General features: G+C 32.1%; 20 protein-coding genes. 2 read left to right on the top strand and 18 right to left on the bottom strand.

The annotated features are described in order from the left end of the window. Positions 1-54: 54 nt before the first annotated feature. The 10 genes from COO03_RS00280 to COO03_RS00325 form a co-directional block, all read right to left on the bottom strand. Positions 55-933 carry a radical SAM/SPASM domain-containing protein gene (locus tag COO03_RS00280; protein WP_097894490.1) on the bottom strand — a complete coding sequence of 293 codons (879 nt, stop codon included), beginning with the start codon at positions 931-933 and terminating at the stop codon, positions 55-57. 1,054 nt (positions 934-1,987) lie between these two features. After that, the gene (locus COO03_RS00285) at positions 1,988-2,644 is read right to left on the bottom strand and encodes a hypothetical protein (RefSeq protein ID WP_097894491.1); all 657 of its coding nucleotides are present in this window, start codon (positions 2,642-2,644) and stop codon (positions 1,988-1,990) included. 475 nt (positions 2,645-3,119) lie between these two features. Continuing rightward, positions 3,120-3,527 carry a hypothetical protein gene (locus COO03_RS00290; protein ID WP_097894492.1) on the bottom strand — a complete coding sequence of 136 codons (408 nt, stop codon included), beginning with the start codon at positions 3,525-3,527 and terminating at the stop codon, positions 3,120-3,122. Further along, on the bottom strand, positions 3,520-4,230 hold the full coding sequence (locus COO03_RS00295; protein WP_097894493.1) for a nucleotidyltransferase domain-containing protein: 711 nt from the start codon (positions 4,228-4,230) through the stop codon (positions 3,520-3,522). The genes COO03_RS00290 and COO03_RS00295 overlap by 8 nt, the downstream gene beginning before the upstream one ends. Then, on the bottom strand, positions 4,227-5,123 hold the full coding sequence (locus COO03_RS00300; protein WP_097894494.1) for a pentapeptide repeat-containing protein: 897 nt from the start codon (positions 5,121-5,123) through the stop codon (positions 4,227-4,229). The genes COO03_RS00295 and COO03_RS00300 overlap by 4 nt, the downstream gene beginning before the upstream one ends. Positions 5,124-5,493: 370 nt before the next feature. Continuing rightward, positions 5,494-6,663 (bottom strand): helix-turn-helix domain-containing protein, encoded by a 1,170-nt coding sequence (locus COO03_RS00305; protein ID WP_097894495.1) that lies wholly within the window; start codon positions 6,661-6,663, stop codon positions 5,494-5,496. A 38-nt stretch (positions 6,664-6,701) separates the two neighbouring features. After that, positions 6,702-7,430, bottom strand: coding sequence for a DUF5986 family protein (locus COO03_RS00310; protein WP_097894496.1), 729 nt, complete (start codon positions 7,428-7,430; stop codon positions 6,702-6,704). 502 nt (positions 7,431-7,932) lie between these two features. Next, complete coding sequence (locus COO03_RS00315; protein WP_097894497.1) at positions 7,933-8,793, bottom strand: phage/plasmid replication domain-containing protein; 861 nt, start codon at positions 8,791-8,793, stop codon at positions 7,933-7,935. A gap of 57 nt (positions 8,794-8,850) precedes the next feature. Next, the gene (locus tag COO03_RS00320) at positions 8,851-9,519 is read right to left on the bottom strand and encodes a hypothetical protein (RefSeq protein WP_097894498.1); all 669 of its coding nucleotides are present in this window, start codon (positions 9,517-9,519) and stop codon (positions 8,851-8,853) included. A gap of 566 nt (positions 9,520-10,085) precedes the next feature. Continuing rightward, positions 10,086-10,538, bottom strand: a complete 453-nt coding sequence (locus tag COO03_RS00325) for a hypothetical protein (protein ID WP_097894499.1) — start codon at positions 10,536-10,538, stop codon at positions 10,086-10,088. A gap of 312 nt (positions 10,539-10,850) precedes the next feature. On the opposite strand from COO03_RS00325, the gene COO03_RS00330 reads away from it, so the two are divergent. Then, entirely contained in the window at positions 10,851-11,426 is a 576-nt protein-coding gene (locus COO03_RS00330; RefSeq protein ID WP_097894500.1) for a recombinase family protein, read from the top strand. Positions 11,427-12,517: 1,091 nt separating this feature from the next. Here the strand turns inward: COO03_RS00330 and COO03_RS00335 are convergent. Beyond that, a complete protein-coding gene (locus COO03_RS00335) occupies positions 12,518-12,859 on the bottom strand; it encodes a hypothetical protein (protein ID WP_061687890.1) in 342 nt (113 codons plus the stop codon). 391 nt (positions 12,860-13,250) lie between these two features. Here COO03_RS00335 and COO03_RS00340 point away from each other — a divergent pair, with 391 nt between their 5' ends. Next, positions 13,251-14,807: a recombinase family protein gene (locus COO03_RS00340; RefSeq protein ID WP_097894501.1), complete on the top strand. Its 1,557-nt coding sequence runs from the start codon at positions 13,251-13,253 to the stop codon at positions 14,805-14,807. Here the strand turns inward: COO03_RS00340 and rlmH are convergent. The 7 genes from rlmH to walK form a co-directional block, all read right to left on the bottom strand. Beyond that, positions 14,779-15,258 carry a 23S rRNA (pseudouridine(1915)-N(3))-methyltransferase RlmH gene (gene rlmH, locus COO03_RS00345; protein ID WP_097894502.1) on the bottom strand — a complete coding sequence of 160 codons (480 nt, stop codon included), beginning with the start codon at positions 15,256-15,258 and terminating at the stop codon, positions 14,779-14,781. The two genes, COO03_RS00340 and rlmH, sit on opposite strands and share 29 nt — an antisense overlap. Positions 15,259-15,317: 59 nt before the next feature. Further along, positions 15,318-15,503 (bottom strand): CxxH/CxxC protein, encoded by a 186-nt coding sequence (locus COO03_RS00350; protein WP_097894503.1) that lies wholly within the window; start codon positions 15,501-15,503, stop codon positions 15,318-15,320. A 54-nt stretch (positions 15,504-15,557) separates the two neighbouring features. Further along, the gene (locus tag COO03_RS00355; protein WP_097894504.1) at positions 15,558-16,742 is read right to left on the bottom strand and encodes a S1C family serine protease; all 1,185 of its coding nucleotides are present in this window, start codon (positions 16,740-16,742) and stop codon (positions 15,558-15,560) included. 63 nt (positions 16,743-16,805) lie between these two features. Then, positions 16,806-17,600, bottom strand: coding sequence for an MBL fold metallo-hydrolase (locus tag COO03_RS00360; RefSeq protein WP_097894505.1), 795 nt, complete (start codon positions 17,598-17,600; stop codon positions 16,806-16,808). Next, positions 17,584-18,405, bottom strand: coding sequence for a two-component system regulatory protein YycI (locus COO03_RS00365; RefSeq protein ID WP_097894506.1), 822 nt, complete (start codon positions 18,403-18,405; stop codon positions 17,584-17,586). Before COO03_RS00365 ends, COO03_RS00360 begins: the two co-directional genes overlap by 17 nt. A gap of 10 nt (positions 18,406-18,415) precedes the next feature. Next, complete coding sequence (locus tag COO03_RS00370) at positions 18,416-19,753, bottom strand: YycH family regulatory protein (protein ID WP_097894507.1); 1,338 nt, start codon at positions 19,751-19,753, stop codon at positions 18,416-18,418. Further along, a complete protein-coding gene (gene walK, locus COO03_RS00375) occupies positions 19,750-21,582 on the bottom strand; it encodes a cell wall metabolism sensor histidine kinase WalK (RefSeq protein ID WP_097894508.1) in 1,833 nt (610 codons plus the stop codon). Before walK ends, COO03_RS00370 begins: the two co-directional genes overlap by 4 nt. Positions 21,583-21,585 lie beyond the last annotated feature (3 nt).

Raw genomic sequence — 21,585 nt, forward strand, 5'->3', positions numbered from 1 at the left:
TAAAAACCGAGACCTCATGAGAATGTATTTATCGTTCTTATGAGGCCTCATTTCTTATTTCCCAAACCTTTTACGATACCCACATTTTCTACATAATTCCTCCACTGCCACTCTTCGTGAAAATCCATCTACCAGATTTTTCGCTCTATCCCTTTCGATAATTTCTGAGAACGAGGCCTCATTAATATTTCCAAGGTTAATGATTCCCTCACCATCTAAACAACAAGGAATAACGGTTCCGTTCGCTAAAATACCTGCTTGATTTCGAAGACCATGACAGAAGCCCTTTCCATCGTCCTCTTCTTCATGCAAGGCCGGCCACTGAAATTCATAATCTTGATTGATGAAGATACGATCCGCAATCTTCACACCGCTTCCTGGTGTGATCCTCTCTTCAATTTTGTACTGTAAATCAAATTCTTTCTCAATGATTTCTAATAATTGTCTGTTTCTTTGTATTTCAAGATTCGTCTTATTGTCTTGCGTCAGGTTCCATAGTCTCAGCGAAACAATTAATTCTGATTGACTCGTTGCTTCTTTAATAAAGGAAAGGATACTTCTTACATATCCTTCTTTATCTTCAGATCCCGGATGACCATCAAAACTATGAAGTGAAAAATTTATCTGTCTTAGTGCAGGTTTATTTAATAATTTATGCCTCTTTTTATTAATTAACGTTCCATTGGTTGTAATATTAACTTTAAACCCTTTTTCATGACTTAGGTCCAGCAATTGGTCTATTTTAGGATGGAGCAGCGGCTCACCTTTTACATGTAAATAAATGTAGTCTGTGTGAGGTTTAATTTGGTCTAATCTCTTAGAAAACTCCTCCACAGAAAGAAATTGCTTCTGTCGTTCTGTTGGCGGACAAAAGCTGCATGCGAGATTACATACACTAGTAATCTCTAAATAAAACTTCTTAAACTTTTTCAACCTCAATTCCCCACTTCTTTGACTACTTAGAACAGGATGAAATATTGTTCTATCACTATTACAGCATAATTTTTCATAAATGGGAACATGCTTATTCAAGGAAACTAATGTTACCATTTTCTCTATTTGGAAGAATCTAATTGTATTTCACTCATTTCTTATAGTTTGTATATACTACCTTAACTGTTGAGAAAGGATTCCACTTATTTTAATTTTTGTTGATGGAATTACAACATTTATTGAATTTTTATCAAAAAAATTATGCGGTCATGCAAATTTTTCAACAACTGAGAATAAAATACCGGTGTATTTAAAAAATCGTAGGGGAAGTGAAAAGGGAATGAGCGAAATAGATTCGTATTCAGTTTCTTCAAAAGAAAATCAATCGGACAAAAGTATTTCCTTTTTTTGCAATTATGCTGTTTGTTCCGGATCTGATCTTTTTAGTTCTACTTACCAACAATTGAAAGGTTATGGGAGAACACGCTAATCCCCGGTGGAAACGGATGGTTGGATGGGGAATCGTATCGCTTTACTCGGTTGTGTCAGTGATAACAATTATTTTAACAATAAATGGTACTATGTCTTAAAATGAGGAATAGCATCTTGTACCTTATCCATTCTCGTAAGCATTTATGTTATAAGATGAAAAAATGCCTTAGCCTGTTGTTTTTCTAACAGGTCAAGGCATTTTTTATAAGTTGAAATATTCATTAATAGAATAATATTTCAACTTATAATTGCAAATATAAATTAAATTTCATCATTCAATACCCAAATTATAAATTTTTATTTCTTTAGTCAGGCATCAAAAGTAGAAGCGGATCCATTACTTCAATAAACTTCTCAATAAAAAAGAGCAATCCATTGAACCACTCCTCAAAAAAATCAGTTACTTATGATACGGTTCACCGTACCTTACCTAATCACATAGGAAAATTTGATCAAAATGTTTATATTACAATTTAAAAACTAAGCCACTGTATAAAGGTGGCTTAGTTTAATTGTTTTTATATCTTTCTAATATAAATATTCATCAAACATCATTTATTGACTAATCTTTCATCTGATAATTAGGCGCTTCTTTTGCCACTATTTCCAAAAAGTTAGCCCATTCTTTATATAATTTTCTTACCATCCCCAAATAAATCTCTTCTTCCTCATCTGTTTTCGCCTTAAATCTAGCTGTCACACCACCATTGTAAGTGTCAAATTGAGTTGTGAATGATAAAAAATTCTGGAAATCACTAAAAAATTGCACCTTAGCATCTTCCAATTGTTTATTCCTTAACCTATTATGCGGAGATAGAAGTAACTTTAGTTCTTCTTCAAAATTAGTTGCTTGGCCTATAAATACAGAACGAGTTTCAGCTAAACCTTCAAAAAAATTATGCAAAATCGAACCAGAAAAAACATTAAATATTTTATCCAAAATGGCCTCATCTGATGCAGACAAAATATCCTCTTCTGGAATTGGATCTACATTTAATTCATTTAGGTTATTTACTGTTCGTTTTTTAATCTCCTTAATGTATGCAATTAGATATAAAATAACTATTAACAAAACTATGATAATGTATGAATTTGGAGCATTATTTTTTATAAGGTCAACTACATTATATCCTGTTAATCCAGCTATGTCAGATGATAATCCGATAAATCCAACCAATAAACTAATTATGCCTATCGTTAAAATAATAAAAGTCTTCACTTGATACTCTCCCAATGACTAGATTTAATTTACTTAAAAATCTATTATAACAATAAGGAATGATTATTTGTAATATTTTAAATTAAAATAACTTTAATGAAATTTAATCAGATAGCCTTATCAGTTACGATCCAATTATGCTCCTTTGATCACATAACCATCATATAAGATTTTCTTGCTACTCACGCGAATAGAAACATACTTATTTTAGGAAATCTACATACTACCTATTAATGTTTAAAAGACCATCGGTAATTTTTGTCCAATGGTCTTTTTTACTCTTTTTATATGCAACAGGAAAATTTATTTATGGTATGATTCCCCGTAATAGATTTAAGTACATGATTGACTTTGATTACAAGATATACATCAATATCAATGTAATTTAACCATGACATACTAAGAACGTGAAATTCACGTTCTTTCCTCATTCTGGGTGGCTTTCCGACAACACATGTATTACCTTTAAAGAAAATCAGCTCTTATTCTCATGTATCTCGTTATAAACTTTAATATATCTTTCTAAATTTTCTTTAAACTGTCCTAAATTTTCATTTTCCGTTACCTCTTCTAATTCAGAGGCCCCGTAACCTAAACTTAAGTTTCTTTTCATCAAAACCTCATACAAGCCAAAGGCATAAGTCACTAAATCATTAACATCTTTATCTAAATGAATATCTCTTCTTTGTAAATTTATCTTGAACTTCATTAAATGAATATTCGTTAAACCATCCAAATTGTAATTATATTTTTCATTCAGCACACCTTGAATAGACAAAAATAACATTCTTTCAAAATTACTTACCTTTTCAAAGTTAAAAATAACAGATTTATCATTTTTCAATTCTTCTAAAAATCCCTTTAATACCTCTAATTTACTCATGTTTACCCCCAAGTCTAATTATCTCCTCACATATACTCATTAAGTTATCCATTTGTTTTAATAAATTTAATAACTCTTCCTCTGTTGGATAATTAATTTTATATTCAATTCCCCTGCTATAATTTAATCTCCATTTAGATAAATATATATAATTATCCCAGTCTATTGGATAAAATCCAATGCACTTAACCAATTTTGAATATACTGTTTCCCTTCCAAATGTGGGATAACCCAATTTAAAGCATGCTAGTAAACTAACATTTCTACAGATGAAAAATAATTGAGAAAGATCAAAAGCATTTATCCCGTTTAATTTAAGACTTTTTTTAGTTTGTGCGTATAAACCTTCGTATGTACTTAAATTTTTATTATAGTTAGTAAAAGGCTTTAAGTCTTTGAATAAAATTAAATTTTCTCTAGAATAAATAATCTTACCTTCAAGTTTTAAGTGCCATAAAAACATGGATCCTTCTAAAAGTAATTGATTATAAATAGATTTCCTATACAACGAAATACCAATGCTTTTATATCCCAATTCACTTTTTATCGTATCAATAATTTCTTCTATTCTAGATTGCGTTACATCCTCGACTAACAAGAAAATATCTACATCAGAATATTCATCCCCATCTTCTCTAGCAGTCGAACCAAAAAGTATTACACTTAATAAATCACTTATCCCCCTGAAATCTCGCTTTATCACTTAGCAATCCTCCTATAAACACCTGAAACAAGAAACCCCATAAAAATTAAACCTAGCAAATTTTCTATTGTAAATAGTACTGTACTGGTAATTTGAGTAGGCGTAAAATGACCATAACCAACAGTTGTAAAATTAGTATAACTAGCATATAATGATTGCCAAAAATTCAATTTTATTACTTCATTTCCCTTTACAGTCACAGCTATGTATTCTTTATCAGTAAAAAAATAAATTAACATTGCAAACATGAATAATATTATTAACGCTGTTCTAAATAGTCGGGATAGCTTTAACCCGTACCCCCAGATAAAATCATTTAATTGTAATGTACAATAATTGATTAAGGCGATAGTTCTTGAAATAAAATCTTCCCTGTCTCTATGGTAGCTTGTGCTACACTTTACCCTCTCTAATAGTAACTCTTTTTCCGTATCATGTATTCTAATTAATAACTCATCTGCAGACTTGTTATCTCCTAGTCCTAATTGATTCATTCTTAATTCTTTAAGTAAAGCGACCCTTAAATTTGGTTCCGAAGGTAAGCAACTAAATATTTCCTTCAAATTCAGTTTACAATTTCTAAATGTTGCATAGCGCAAGTTACAAGAATTAAATTTAGCGTTTTCCAAATCACAATTTATGAAATTGGAACCTGTAAAATCAACATTTGTAAATTTTGCATACCTCAAATAGCATTTTTCAATTTCGGTTTGTGTAATTGCACACGTAGAAAAAACAGCATTTTTCAAACCTAAATTTAAAAATCTACTTTTGAAAATTCTAATATTATTTAGATTTAAATCATCTTGCTCTTCATCAAAAATTTCAACTTTATTTCGTATAGGATTTTCCTGTATCTCCTGTAATGTCAGTCGATTATCCTGATTCCCCATTTATACTAATCCTCCTGCAACTATTCACAAATAGCATTCTAGTTATATAAATAATGAAATGAACTTGATGGGATATTAATTTATCATCATTTCCGTTGTGTAAAAATACATTTCATTGGATTAATCCTCAAATAAACAAAACTATTATTCAATACTCCCTAAAAATAATTTTTCAGACTAATCCCCATAATAATTTATGGGGATTAGAAATATTACTCTTAAATTATAATAATTGAAGAATCAATGGACGTTTGAATAAGCATATTTTTACTGCTAGTAATAAGATATTCTAATTAGCAAAATAAAAAATACTTTCTCTATATCGCATTTTTAATGAAAATCATATTTTAAAGACCTATTATCTATCTCTTTATGCTTCAGAATGATTCTTTTCCCTCTCACTTACTAATGTTACAATTTGTGGTTCTTGATACTCAAGATATCCCCTCTCAACATTGGTGATTTCTTCAATAAATTCGGTTGGGAGTAGTACATTGTATTTTTTTAAAATTTCTTTTGGTATTTCATGACCTTTAAAAACACTATTTTCCACTAACAATTCAATTGCTTGCTTTAGAGCTATTGGCTTCGATATAGATTTTATATTATCTAAGGGTTCATTAGTTCTCCATTTTCTGTAACTTATTTGTCTTTGTAACTTTTGATAATCTTCACTTGAAATTATCCCCAAATTAAAGGCTCTCATTACCATAGCACCAATTGAGATTTGCCACTTTTTCTTTAGATTAACGTAATAATCTAGGTTTAGTGGATCTAGACTTACATCTTTTGAAAAGGCTTCTCTAGGTAGCATGAAACAAGCAGCAAATTCATCAGCTTCATCTTCCATTTCTCTATATTCCTCTTTTTCTAAACTTTGGGGATCTAATACCTCAGAATGTAAAATCCAGTGCCCTAATTCATGCGCTATACTGAATTGTTGTCTATAATAAGAATATTCTTCTCCTTCAAGTACCACGGTATAATAGATGTTTCCATTAATTTTTGTTTGACTACTAAAGGCATCAACCTTCTCCATGTTATTTGAAATTAATGAAACAACAAAACCATGTTCTTCTAAGATTCTTAAAATGTTAGTAATAGGTTTATCAGATAACCCAAATTCTTTTCGTGCCTGTTCAGCAATGGCCTCAATTGAATCAAATTTATCAATTACTGGCTTTATTGGTAACTGTGGAAAATCAATATAGTTTTCCAAGAAATCTCGTATTAAAACAGTCATATTTTTAGTAAACTCACTAGGTTTTTTTTCCTTTTGAGTAGAAGTTAGACGAGATCTAAAAAATGTCCCCTCTGTTTCCATAGCAAATGTATCCTCTCCGAAGAAAAACTCTCTTGGAAACTTAAGATTACTGATTATGCGGAATAATACCTCCAAGCTAGGAACAGCCTTATCATTTTCATACTTTGAGACCATTTGCTTTGTTACACCTATATCATCAGCTAAATCAGTAATAGACTTTGCCCTAAAACGCCTTGCCTCCCTTAGTCGATTACCATTGAATTTAACATCTAGCATTGCTAATTCCTCCAAGTTTGCTTAAAGAAGAATCAGCTTCATTCAGATTCCTCTTTCGCTTTTTTAGACAGCTTAATTTCATCAATTTTTTCATTACTATTTTTAACTGCAGCCTTTAATTTTACAATGGTTCTTTCTGGTGTGTCATCATTAATTGCAGCACTATTAGAATAATTAGTCGGCATATATTTAGATAAATTCACTTCATCAATTACTTCCCCATTGCTTGTTAACAAGATTGCTTTAGCAGCTGTTGCAATTCCTTTTTCCTCTTCTAGTGTAAACACAATAATCTTATTAACCTGATCATATCTATCCCCTAGTATCTCCTTAGACTGCTCTTCTCTCTCATCATCATAAGAAGTATCATCAAAAAGGTCGGTTTGAAAAAACGGTGCTTCATTATCTACACATTTATTTTTGACAAGTACGCAATCTAAGTAATGGTATGGCTTTTTCCCTAAATCCCTTAAAATTTTTTTATAGTTATTATCTCTAAAAAATAAAAATAACTCCCCTGTTTTGTTTTCTAAAATAGTAACACACTCCCATAAAGCATTTCTTTTGATATGTACAGGAATATTCCCTGTTTCCAGAGCTAATTGATGCAATCGAGAGTATTTTACATCCCAAATATTTTGATTTCTTCCATTATTAGTTGCTCCCCCAGTAACAGCTTTAATATCATTCAATTCTTCTACGCAACTTTTTGAAAAAACATGTGTCATTTTTTTTAGTAATTCTGTATCACTATCAATAGAAGCCATGCTTCTCCTCCACTCTTTAAAAAACCGTATTTTTGTATATAATATCGCATATTAATCAAAAAAAGTCAACCGAATTTGTTTTTTTAATAGTAAAAGTTATACCGAACACATGTATCTGAAAGGTTTCTATATTATCTATCCATTTAATTCTTATCTATAAAAAGGGCACCAAAATAACCCTGTTTCCAGTATTTAATACTAGAAACAGGGTTATAGAGAGTAAAAATTTATGATTATGTAATACTTCGAACGCTTAAATTTAATAATTTCACGCTTGAATCCATTTAGTATATAACCTCATTCATCAAATGATGGAAATGTATGTATCTTTCTTTTTATTTTGATAATTTTTTTATACGCTGTTATCTTCTTGTACTTCTGTTTTTTTCTTTCTTCCCAAAACCAGAACAACAAAAAATAATGAAAATAGTACATAAATTAATAATAACAATGGTTCTTCATACATCCCCTTTATACCCTAATTTCTTCTCTTAATAAAGGGTCATAGATTTAAATTCTTTATTAAACGCTTTCTATTTTTAAACGTACTAAGTGTCATTGATTCTTTAACTTTCTTTTCACCATATGTATTTATTAGATAATTAAATCCTGCAGCAGTTTCAATATTTTTAATGTTAGATACAGATAAAGGAGTGAAATTCTTCTTCCTATTGTGTTTCTTTATTTGAGTCATAAGATCCTTGAAATGATATTTCTCTAATATATATTCTGCGTATTCCCTAGTGAGCAGATTCACTGCTTTTCTCGTTGAATCATACTGTTTCATTGTATAGCGAGATGGACGAATCTCGATTCGAAGTATGTTAGCAGCAGCTTGAATATTAGCCTCATTTTCTTTAATTGACCTATATTGTTCTTGTTTATTATAAATAACAATTGCACTTGTTTTATTAGAAAAAGTAATCCCTTCATTGTCGTTATAAAGATTCTTGGTATATTTTGAAAAGGAGAGTTTTGATAATTTCTCAACTGCTTGTTCAATATTTTTTGTTTGAATATCATGCGTTGTATCAAGCCTAGAAACAGTCCATTCTTCTTTATCTACAGTTATTTGCAGATAATTTAATAATAATTCATCTAGGTTTCTCCAAAAGGTTTCTAATTCAAATATACCTTGGATAAGATTATTTATTTTATTTATAACCCGTGCTACAGATGCAGTTATAGCAAGCGTTTTTGTTTGTAAATAGTACTTTATATGTAAGTACTCTAATTGGAACTCTATTTTAGTTATTAAATTCTTATTACTATCATAATAGCTAAAATCTTTATATTCGTACTGATTTAAAATATTTATATCTATCTCGATATTGGTTGATTTAAGGATAATAGTGTCGAACAATTTATGTATATATTCCTTTCTATTTTAATTATGTTGGGTCATTTTTTTAACTTCTTTTTAGGAGTTACTACTCTGTATGAATAATGGCTTTCCTTCCAAAAATACAGGTACTTTAGCATCCCTATTTCTTCTAAACCTTTCATAATTAACTCCTAAGTCGCTGACCGCTTGCTTTACTGTTTTATATGGCTGATATGTTAATCTTCCCTCCTCATCATAGTAGAAAACATTGGTTACAGTATTTTTATCCTTCAATACATTTTCTTGATAACTTAAGCATTGAATATTCTCCAAGGAGTAATCACCTTGTGGATCAATTCGATCGATTGTTGGTCTGTCTACTTGATCCTCTCCCCACTCCTTATAAATTTCAGTTTGATGTTTCCAATCATCCTTAAATAATTTCTTATTCTTTAAATCCTCATACATATCACGCCAACTATCCCATTCACATTTTACATTCTCATAACCTTTTTTCTTCTTACTTCGACTTCTTTGAATCGCTAACTTACATGATTCCCTTAATAAGAATTCTGCTAGATTTTTCTCCTTTTCAGCTTTTCGTTTTTCAGCTATCTTTTTATTTCTACACACCTTGCACATGTAATTTATCTTGTAGAATTCCTCTTTCACTTTCCATCTTCTGCATTTTGTACACCAAAATAATAATTCTTCACCCTTATTTTTCGTAATATTCCGACTCTTAAATTCACAATTGTTTCCCATACTACATTCCCCTTTATCTCATTTAATCTTTACAAATAAAAAAACGTAAATATACACAGTGTGAACACTATCATATCAACGTTTTCTCTCGTTTGTATTATGTTGTTAATTCTACATCGAAACCATATGGACACTCAAATCGTGTGGTTTCATCTAGAAAACTTTCTATAAAAACTACGATAGGAATTTCCAATAATCATAAATGTTAGTGCGTGTTTTCTATCTACATATCATATATATTCATGCAATGATCCCTTTGATTTTCATAATTTCTTTCAAATCTGCCTACTAAGCTCTTTACGTAACCAACATCCCACTCGCGCATAGAGTTTTTTAGATATCGTTAGAAAAATATCCTATTTACTTTATATTCGATAGCTCAAATTTTCCAATTTGCTAAAAAGAACATGTTTTTATTGCATATTCTAGGAAAGTAAATACGATAGGAAACCATTAAGTATGTAGCAGAATCAATTAAATCGTTGGGGGTTATGAAAACTTTCTGCTTTTATTTATTACTTATTTTCGATAACACAAATAGAAAGCGAAACAAGAATCATATATATTTACTCACTATGTTTACTTAACAATTTTTTATATAAGTTATTACCTTCATACTGACTTTTAAGTCCCATAAGCAATATAGTAAAGGCTAAAGCCAGGATTGTAAAAGCATTGGAGTTCTCAGTTAAATATGTCTCTAACCTCCCCGATTGTAACAATTTAAGATTAGGAATTATTAAAATTCCACTCATAAAAACTAGATACAAAAAGACCTCAAGCAATTCAAATATCCTTCTTAACCATATAGAGCTTGCAACCTTTTTAGCAAATTCAACCATGTCTAAATACACCATAGCAATACCACTTAAGGAGAACCCAAAAAAGGATGCAACTGATAAATTAATTAATCCGCGAGCGTATAAAAAGGACAATAAAATTAATATAAGGCCAAAATAGATGGTAAAATCATTCCTTTTTTTAATAACCGTTTCATATAATTGTTTCCAATTATCCATAACAACCTCCAAAATTTTATTTCCCTATATAAAGATATAACATTTTTATTTTTATTACTAATTTTATTTATACAATTATTCCCTATACTTATTTTAGTTTTAATCCTAATTAATCCATTCCTTTCTATTTCAATCTCCATTCAATTATCCCTATTCACCCTAAATATTTACCTACTATAAACAAATGAAATAGAAAAGGGGATCATAACTTAAAAGTTTTGACACTGATTTCCAAAAGTGATAATATCAAGGTGTCACACAGTGTCATAACTTAGTGTCATAAATAAACGGAGAAAAAGGGGGATTTTACATATGAAATATGGATATGCAAGAGTAAGTACATTGCAGCAAGATCTTGAATCCCAAATTCAAATATTAGAAAAGGAAGGTTGCGAAGAAATCTATTCTGAAAAATTCACAGGAACAAGCGTAGACAGACCGCAATTCCAAGAGTTGCTATCAAAATTAGAGCCTAGAGATACTCTCGTTGTAACAAAACTAGATAGATTGGCTCGTAACACAAAAGAAGGCATTACAATCATAGAAGAATTATTCGAAAAGAAAGTAAGAGTTCATGTTCTGAATGTAGGGCTCATGGAAGATACAACGATGGGTAACTTCTTCTTACAAACACTGTTAGCCGTGGCGGAAATGGAGCGCAACCTAATAGTTGAGAGAACACAAGAGGGCAAAGCCATAGCCAAGCAACGTGAAGACTTTAAGGAAGGACGGCCAAAGAAATACAATAAAAAGCAGATAGCACATGCACTGCAGCTATTAGAGACAAACTCATACAAACAAGTAGAAGAGATAACAGGCATTAGTAAAAGTACATTAATACGAGCCGTACGAGAGAAGAAAAAAGTACTGTTTAATAAAACATGTTAAACGAAAGGAGATCTACGATATTAACGTACAATAAAGTCATAATACAGTTACATTCAACTATTGGCCAAACGACTACGTAACTTCATTCGATATGTCTACACTGCTCATGAAGATGAAGCACTCTTTTATCATGGTACTATCGTGTGAAAGACAATGACTCCTCGTGCTTAATAGATGGCTAAACACTAGAAACATTCTTCTCATTCAACCATATAGATAATGTAATACCTGACCATTTGCATCCCTTCTTCGCAGGTGTGACACGTAGACAAGACGTGGACCAACTAAGAGTATGTATGCCGTTACATGCTCTCTCATATGTATACATAGCAAGACAGGACATCGTATAGACATACGCCCCCAAGGACTTATAGCTAAAGTTCCAAGCCCCCTGCCCCGCAAGTACACATGCCTATGTACTAGTAATGACATAAGTATATATATTTAATGACAACCTCATACAAACAATATATGTACTTATATGCATCCACTCACATAGGCAGTCTAACCAAGAAAATATTAACTCTTCCCCTCATTTTTGAAGCACTCAAAATACCATTAAATAAAAGTGAGATTTTATCCTAACCTCTCACTCTTAGACATCACTAGGACCGCCCAAGTTCGATTCTAACGGACAGCATTTCTTTATTTATAGCAAAGGAGCAAAAAAACAACGAACCTTGTATGACTTCGTAAACCCTCATAAAATAGACGGCTAATTGTCGTTGAAGTCTCAGTTACTTTGCACGAAGCAATTAAATCTTTGCTGAACCCTTGTAAAGCTTCCTGAAAATAAATAATCCTCCATATCGTGCGTCTAGATATAGAGAATCTTATACTAGATAATTATGATATCTATTCAATATAATAGAAACAACAATTATAATAATTACCTCACAGACAACTTATATATATTTAAATAATTAATACACATATTAAACATGCAACAGGGGGATGGTTTACAAATTTATAATATATACTTTATCCTCTACCGCTTCGAACACATCGACTCCCAGAATCAAGGTTATTTTTCAACTTTGCTTAAATATCCTTTAATCAGTAGAAAAATCATATATTATAAGTATTTAAACCTATACTTGTTGTTCCTTTTTTTGCATTTCTTTTGCCTCTCTTTTTACAACATCTTTCCTCAACTCTTTAATCTGTTCCCAGTTTTCATCTGTCAGATAAACTTCAGGCTTCATTACAAAGAGCCCATCCCTATGAACAAAGTAAACAGTTTTTGGATTTATTATCAATTTTATAACTAAATAATCCTTACATTTAAAAAAGCTTTCTATATACGCAATTAACTTTTCCATATCTGCATTAGCTACAACTTCTTCATAAATAGGTAATTTTGAAATATCTCTTATTAATTTTTTCCAAGAACCTTTTGGATCAGACTTTAAAATATCCAAAGTTACTCTCATATTTTCTACCTCAAATCATTGTATTAATATAAAAAATCATATTAACACAAAAGAACAAGTTAAGAAGAAAAATATAGTACCATATTTTCCTTTTTCTTACTCTCCTTTTTCTAGGAATACTTCATACAATACGCACGATATGCTCTCAATTAAAACTTCATAAACATCAAGATCATTCTTCTCTTCCATATTCATTTTACCTCTCTTAGTTCCTTTTATTGTTCACCATCATATCAACTATTTAATACAACAATCAAACTCGTTAGTACTATCTAAAAATATTTTTTAAAATCCACCATTTTTGTCATTATCAATTTGACATCCTTCGATTGAACATGCTTACAATTGAATATGGAAATTTATTAATTAATTCAAAAATGGAGGGAAATACATGAAAGTTGCTCTGTACGTAAGAGTATCAACAGAAGAACAAGCCGAAGAAGGATATTCAATTGAAGGGCAAGTAAAAACTTTAACAGACTACTGTAAAAGTCATAAATATGATATTTATAACACTTACAAAGATGACGGGTTTAGTGGTAAATCGACTGAGCGTCCTGCCTTACAACAATTACTAAATGACTGTAAAAATCATAAATTTAACATGATTATCGTTTGGAAGATATCTCGATTATCACGTAAACAATTAGATTTCCTACAACTCATTGACTATTTTGATAATAATAATGTTTTATTCTCTAGTGTAAGCGAATCAATCGATGCCTCAACTGCCACTGGAAAAGCAATGATGCAGATGATGGGGACTTTTGCTGAATTAGAACGAAATACGATTGTAGATAATGTAAAGATGGGAATGAAACAGAGGGCTAGAGAAGGAAAATGGAACGGAGGTAGTATGCTTGGATATACCTCTAAAAATAAACAACTTGTTATCGTTGAAAGTGAAGCCGAATTAGTAAAGAAAATCTTTCATCTCTATTTAAATGGAAAAGGATACAAAGCAATTGCTAATCAACTAAATCATGAAGGGCATAAAACAAAAAGAAATATGGCGTTTTCTACAAATTCAGTTCGGACAATTCTTCATAATTCAGCGTACGCAGGTTATATATCATTTAATAAGGTTACAGAATGGAGTGAAAAAAGAAGAAAAGGAAACAATCAAGATCCTATAATTGTCAAAGGAGAACACACAGCCATTATTGATGAAAACACCTGGCAAAAAACTCAAACACTTTTGAAACGAAAATCAAATAAGCCAACAAAAACATTTATAGGAAACTTCCCTCTGACAACACTTTTAAGATGTCCAATGTGCGGACAAGGAATGATTGGTCATAAAATAAGAAAGTCACCTAGCACTAATGAATATATTAGATATTATCAGTGCGGAAATTTTCATTACAAGGGATCGGCGGTATGTAAATCTAATTTAATTCGAGCAGATTATGCAGAACAATATGTATTTGAAAAGTTAGAAGAAATTGTTTCTGATCCGCTAATTCTTCAAGATATTATCGATAATGTTAATAATAAAATAAGTAAGCATCTTCAACCTTTAAAAAACGAATTAAAAACTACCAATGAACAGATTTCTTCTACAGAAAAAAATATCAACAGATACTTTAATCTATTTGAGGCTACTAAAATTCCAGGAGATTTATTAGCAAATAAACTTGAATCATTAAACCAAGAATTAACTCAGTTAAAAGGTAGAAGACAATACGTAGAACAAAAATTACAAGAACCTACTATCAAAGAAGTTTCCTTTGATAAAGTCTTTGATACGCTTTCCGCTTTTTCAAAACTTTTACCTACATTACCTGCAGAAAAACAGAAACATTTTCTACACACACTGATTGATCGTATCTTTGTGAATCATTCTGATGATATAAAAAAAAGAAGTATCAAAGACATTATCTTATTCTTTGATACTTCTTCCTCAAATAACTATGTGCTTACTTATGATACGGTTCCCCACGATTAATCCGAAATGCTCGATACACTTGCTCTAAAAGCACTAGTCTCATCAATTGATGCGGTAATGTCATCTTTGAGAATGAAAGGGATTCATTAGAGCGCTTCATCACTTCTGAACTCAGTCCAAGTGACCCTCCAATTACAAATGCTATTTTACTTTTCCCATATGTAGCAAGGCGATCTAGCCCTTCAGCAAATTCTTCTGATGATTTTTGTTTACCTTCAATAGCCAGCGCAATGACATGCGTATCATCTGAAATTTTATCCAATATACGTATGCCCTCTTTTTCTTTTACAATTAACATTTCTGCTTCACTTAAGTTTTCCGGTGCTTTCTCATCTGGTAATTCAATAACTTCTACTTTGGCATAAGATGATAATCGTTTTAAGTATTCTGCAATACCTTGTTTTAAATATTTTTCCTTTAGTTTTCCGATTGATATAACCGAGATATTCACATGTATTCCCCACCTTACAAACACGTTATCCACAAAACTTATCCACATATCCACAAACATTACCCACATATTGTGTGAGAATCTGTGTTCGATACAACATATGTCGCCTTTTTTTGACAAAATTCACATGTTTTTTGTTCTTTTTCCGAGTTATCCACATTGTTAATAACTGGTGCTACTTCACATTCATCCACAATAATATCTAGCGCTAATTCTACATGCTCTAAACAACAAGGTAAATTCATAGTTCTCACCTCACTTTTTCACAATAGAAAACAGGAGGGCAGTCCTCCTGTTTTTTAATAATTTTGACTGGCTAACTTAACCGTTGTTGTTGCTCGTTTAGTACCACGATAAAACGTAAGAGTCATTTTATCATCGATTTTTTTATTATATAAGGCCGTTCGAAAACCAATAATATCATGTATTGGTTTTCCATCTACTGCTACAATTACATCATATTCTCTGAGCCCTGCATCCGTACCAGGCGATGGACTCTTCACATCTAAAATACAAACCCCATCTGTTACACTATCTGGTAAATGCAATGTTTTAGACCAATAATAATTCGGAATTTCATTTAGTGATCTAAGTTCAATTCCAACATACGGTCTTCTTACTTTTCCGTATTTTTCAAGCTCATTCATAACAGGAACTGCTCTTGTAACAGGAATGGCTAATCCAATTCCTTCTACTTCTTTTGCCGCGATTTTCATCGAGTTGATCCCAACTAGTTGTCCTGCCGCATTTACAAGTGCTCCACCGCTATTCCCTGGGTTAATAGCAGCATCAGTTTGTAATACCTCCACTTGCCAATCATAATGCCCATCTTGGTCTAAATCTACAGGAACAATTCGCTCATTTGCAGAAATAATCCCTTGCGTTACGGTCCCTGAAAATTGTAATCCAAGTGGATTCCCAATTGCAATAACTGGCTCTCCTCGGTGAAGCGTATTAGAATCACCAATCTCAATTACCTTCTTTACAGGCTTTGCATCTATTTCTAAAACAGCTAAATCTGTGACTACATCGCTACCCAATATTTTAGCAGGAATCTTTTTGCCATTGCTTAAGCTTACCTCAATGCGATTCGCCCCGGCAACAACATGATGGTTCGTTACGATATAAGCATGACTATCTGTTTTCTTATAAATGACGCCTGATCCTGTTCCAGCTTCTGAATCTGCCTCCGAAAAATTATCACGCTGGATGTTTATTACACCAACAACCGCTTCTGATGTACGATCAACAGCATCTACCAAACCAGAGTGATTCGCTGTTTGTGATTGTTTAACTGCCACATTCCCATCACTTGCCTCAGCTTGCTGTAAAGAGCCAGTTCCAGATTCAGAAAACAAAGGGGCCCCAAACGCAAATAATGAAGCCCCAACGATTGTTCCTGCTACGCTAGAAATAATGATACCTTTGTGCTTCCTTTTGTTTGTTCTTTTCATACGAAACTCTTCTTCATCAATAAAGGACATACTTGTTCACCTATCTTCCTGAAAACAACTATATTCACCTTTATTGTTTACTAAAATCAAGAATTATACGTATTGAATTTTCGTGGGATTCTTTGGATCAGTATCATGTATTTCAAACGATTCCCCAACCCCAAAACCTTTTTCTTCCAGAACTTGTGCTACAGACATACGTGCTAATTCTTTCATGTTGTTATCTAAACTTAAATGCGCTAAATAAATATGTTTCGTCTCGTCTGTGATAACATCCGTCATCGCGAGTGCAGCATCTTCATTGGAAACGTGACCTACATCACTTAAAATACGTCTTTTAATACTCCACGGATAGCGTCCCATACGAAGCATTTCAACGTCATGATTGCTTTCAAATACAAAAGCATTTGCTCCTTTAATAATCCCCTTCATACGATCACTTACATAACCCGTATCTGTAATAAGAGCTAATTTTCTATCATTATGATGAAAAGCGTAAAACATTGGTTCTGCCGCATCATGAGATACGCCAAATGACTCAACTTCAATATCTCCAAATGTTTTTACATCACCAATTGAGAAAATAAATTTTTGATCAGTTGGAATGTTCCCGATTAAATGTTCCATTGCATCCCACGTTTTTTCGTTTGCGTACACAGGTAGCTGATACTTCCGTGCTAAAACACCAAGACCCTTAATATGATCACTATGTTCATGTGTTACGAGAATACCTGATATATCTTGGATATTTAACTCTGCTTGCTTAAATAAAGCCTCTGTCGCTTTACCACTCAATCCTGCATCAACAAGCAATTTTTGTTTCTCAGTTCCTACATATAACGCATTTCCTGTACTGCCACTTGCAAGTACACTAAAATGCAGACTCATTCCCGCTCACTCCATTATTCTTTTCGTTTTCCTTTTCCTTCTTTACTAACTTAATAACTTGTCCTTCAATAGCATTCACAAAGAAATCCTCTTTTTGCTCTGTTTTTAAATTCCATGTTGGAGCAAGTACTTGTTTATTAGACTCATGCAGAGCAACAATAGTTGCATAGCCAATTTTTCCTTCTTTAAAATGCGTATTTTTCTTTATTTCATTCTTCAAGTATAAATTTTCTAAAGCTGTTTGAGCTGTAATAATTTCTTGCTCTTTTGCCTTTTCATTTTCACCCATTTCTTCTAAATCAGTTAACATGGTTTGCTTATACGAAACAATCTCATTCTTCTCATTTAAATCAACAACAATCATCCCTTGTTCATTATAAAAAATAGGTTTATCTTTATACTTTTGAAAGAAATAAATGTTCGATCCATCCGCCTTCCCAAACTCATACTTTTGTCCATCTAACACGTAATTTTTCAAAAACTCACTATACTTATCTTTAGATGGTGTTTTTGCGTTTAACAATGGTTCCTTTAAGTAACTTACAATTGTTTTTGAATCATCGTGTAAGCTAGGGGTTTGATTTTTCAAAGAGTGAATATCCTCTTCTTTAAAAGTCTTATTTTTCGCGATAATAAAGGAATCTTTCTTTGGTTCCTTAGGTAAATCACCAACCGTAATTTTATCAGCTTTTAATTGCTGATCCACTTGTGTTTCGGTCATGAGTTCTAACTGGTTACTATCTTGCTTTTGAATGAATTGAAACACGAGAAAGAGGTCTAAAACAAAAAAGGTAGCAATGAATATTGTTTAAATTCTATTCCAGTCCAATTAGCTTTCCCCCCTCCTCTTCACTCCACTCACGCATTTCATGATTTTCCCCATACTCCACATACCAAATTGGTTTTAAAGTTCCACTTTGGGGTTTTTCACCTGTAGCATATGGTTCATTTTCTGGCACTAATTTATAACCAATTCCGATATTTTGAATCAATTTTTTATCTATCTCAGGATTATTTTCTAATGATTGAGTAACAACCCAACCAGTTGGAAGTACCTTCTTATCTTCAGGACTAATACTTTTGAATTTAAATAAGGGTCTTTTATAGCTAATTAATTCTTCTGCTCCCCACACTTGTTTTAATTCCGTCATCCCATCTTTATTAAATACAGGTAGGCCGTCCTCATACAAGCGAAATTTTGTTTCTCCCTTGGAGTTTATATAGTTAAATCTATAGCCTTCTGTTATACCGCTATGCCCATTAACAAATTCAAAACTCTTTTGTACAAGGAGAGAATCTTGCATATGCCTATCACTAGGTACAGATGAATTTGTGTACTCTAGCATTACACCACTCTGTTTAATTTGCATAGAATGAATACCATCTGTGTATGTCTCTTCTGACTTATCAGAAATAAGAGTTGCATAACGCGGATCACTAAATAATGCATTCTTAAACGAGTCTATTCCCAAGTAAGTGGGGATATAGAGTAGGCTACTGATTTCTGTCGTTCCATCTGGTAAGAATATTTTTTTCGTATCATTTATATCATACTCAAAATAAGGTTTTGCCAATGCTACAAATTGATTTTGTGCATTTACAATATCCTTTACATTTACACCTGTTAATGTCATTTTATAGATTTCACGATTGCCATAAGAAACAAAATTCACTTCAATATTTTGATCTCGGCTTCTTGAAGGATCAATAATGATACGATCAAAGCTTCGATTTTCCAACTTCTTATCCTTAATTGTTAACACGCCTCTAATCGCATCAAACGGAATCTCTGTAGGAAATATAATTTCGATTTTCCCTTCCCCATGTACATAAGAAAGAAAATCACCTTTAGAAACTGTATTTGTGATATCCGTCCAATCATGTAATTGTCCTTTCTCAAGAATTGTATATATTAAGTCTATATTCCCTTGCTTTTCACTCACGAAATGCTTCTTATCTTTATGAACAATTATAGAAGACGGAACAATTACATTTGAAATATCTTGTTTTAGTGCATCTGCATTACCTTCGACGAATTTGGTACTTTGCATTGAATTAGAATCAGGTACATATGTCCATAAATTAAAGGTAAGAAACAGGCTAATGACAACTAGATTAATTAGAACAATGGTTTTAAAGTTTTCCATATTCATTCCCAATCGTCCTCTTCTTCCTTCGCCATTGGAAGAGTAAAGTAAATCGTCGTTCCTTTACCTTCCTCACTCTTCGCCCAAATAGATCCACCATGTGCTTCAATCATCTCTTTGGCAATAGCTAAACCAAGACCTGTTCCGCCCATCTGTCTCGAGCGCGCTTTATCAACACGATAAAAACGCTCAAAAATCTTCTCTACATTTTCTTTTGGAATTCCCATCCCTTGGTCACTGACGCTAATTTCTAACATATCTCCCCGATCGCGTAAACGATATGTTACCGTTCCACCTTCAGGAGAGTATTTTAATGCATTTGAAATAATGTTGTATAAAACTTGAGTGATTTTGTCTGCATCCATATCAATAAATCGAGATTTCTTAGAAAAAGAACGTTTGAAACTAACATTTTGTTCCTTCGACATTTCAAAACGATCGATAATATTATTAAAGAAATCAGTAAAGTCTACCCACTCTTTCATTAAACGATGTTCTGTACTATCTAATTTAGATAACTGCAGCAATGCATTTACAAGTCGAATCATTCTTTCTGTTTCTTCTTGTGTAACCGTTAAAAATTGTGGTGCAATATTTGGATCTTGCCATGCACCATCAGTAAGTGCTTCTAAATAACTACGCATAGTTGTTAACGGTGTTCGTAACTCATGAGATACATTCGCTACAAATTCACGGCGCTCACGGTCAATACGTTCTTGTTCCGTTACATCATACAATACAGCGATTAAACCATTCGCTTTACCAGTTTCTTTTTGAATAACCGAAAAACTAGCCCGCAAAATATATGGTTCATTACGCGTACTAAAATCTAATAAAACTGAATCTGGTTCTTCATATAGATGATCCAATGTAAACTCCTCTTGGATCCCTAACACCTCTAGGACAGATTGATCAAGTGCTGTTTCACGCGAAACATTTAACATCTTTTCAGCAGGATCATTTAATAAAATAATATCTCCCTTTCGATCTGTAGCAATTACACCATCTGTCATATGTGATAAAACTGACGATAACTTACGTCTTTCACTTTCCGTAGAAGAGCGTGCTTGTTGTAATTTTTTTGATAAATTATTAAAAGCTAGTGCCAATTGTCCAATTTCATCATGACTATGAACTTTTACTTTGCGAGAGTAATTTCCTTTTGCCATTTCAATTGCTTGTCTTCGCATATCTGAAATCGGTCTTGTAATTGTCTGAGCTAATAAAATTCCAAGAACTGCTGTTACTAATAAAGCAATTACTGTCCCAGTCGCAAAAATTTGATTGATATCCTTCATCTGTTTATAAACGTCTTCCATGGATGCAACAATCTTAATGACACCATAAGGATTACCATTCTCGCCTTCAATAGGAGTAATCATAACTTGAACACGATGGCCTGTATTTCCATCTTTCTCAATCTTTGACTCAGCTTTTTTTTGCACAAGTACCCGTTGGACAGCTATGTCTGTCGTTGTCTTATTTACCTTATTTTGCTTAGAAGAATCTGAGATTGCTATTAAACGTCTATGTTCATCAATAACACTTACCTCTTGAATATCTTTTTTGCGATCTGATGCAAATTCTGTAATTGACTTCCTAATTGCATCATCTACTGACTCTGTTTTGTCACGCTTTTTTGTGAATTCTTGCTTCAAATTATAAGAAAGTAAATTTGTTTGCTGCGTTAAAGAATCCTTAAAACTTTGTACAAGACTTTTCTCTAGTTCGCGTACAAAATATACACCAATAACTTGCATTGCTATTAATATTAATAACATATATATAAGCACAAATTTTAAATGAATAGATTGAAAAAAACCAACTTTCTTCATATA

It is taken from the genome of Bacillus sp. AFS098217 (assembly GCF_002551815.1).
Taxonomy (GTDB): Bacteria; Bacillota; Bacilli; order Bacillales; family Bacillaceae_G; genus Bacillus_A.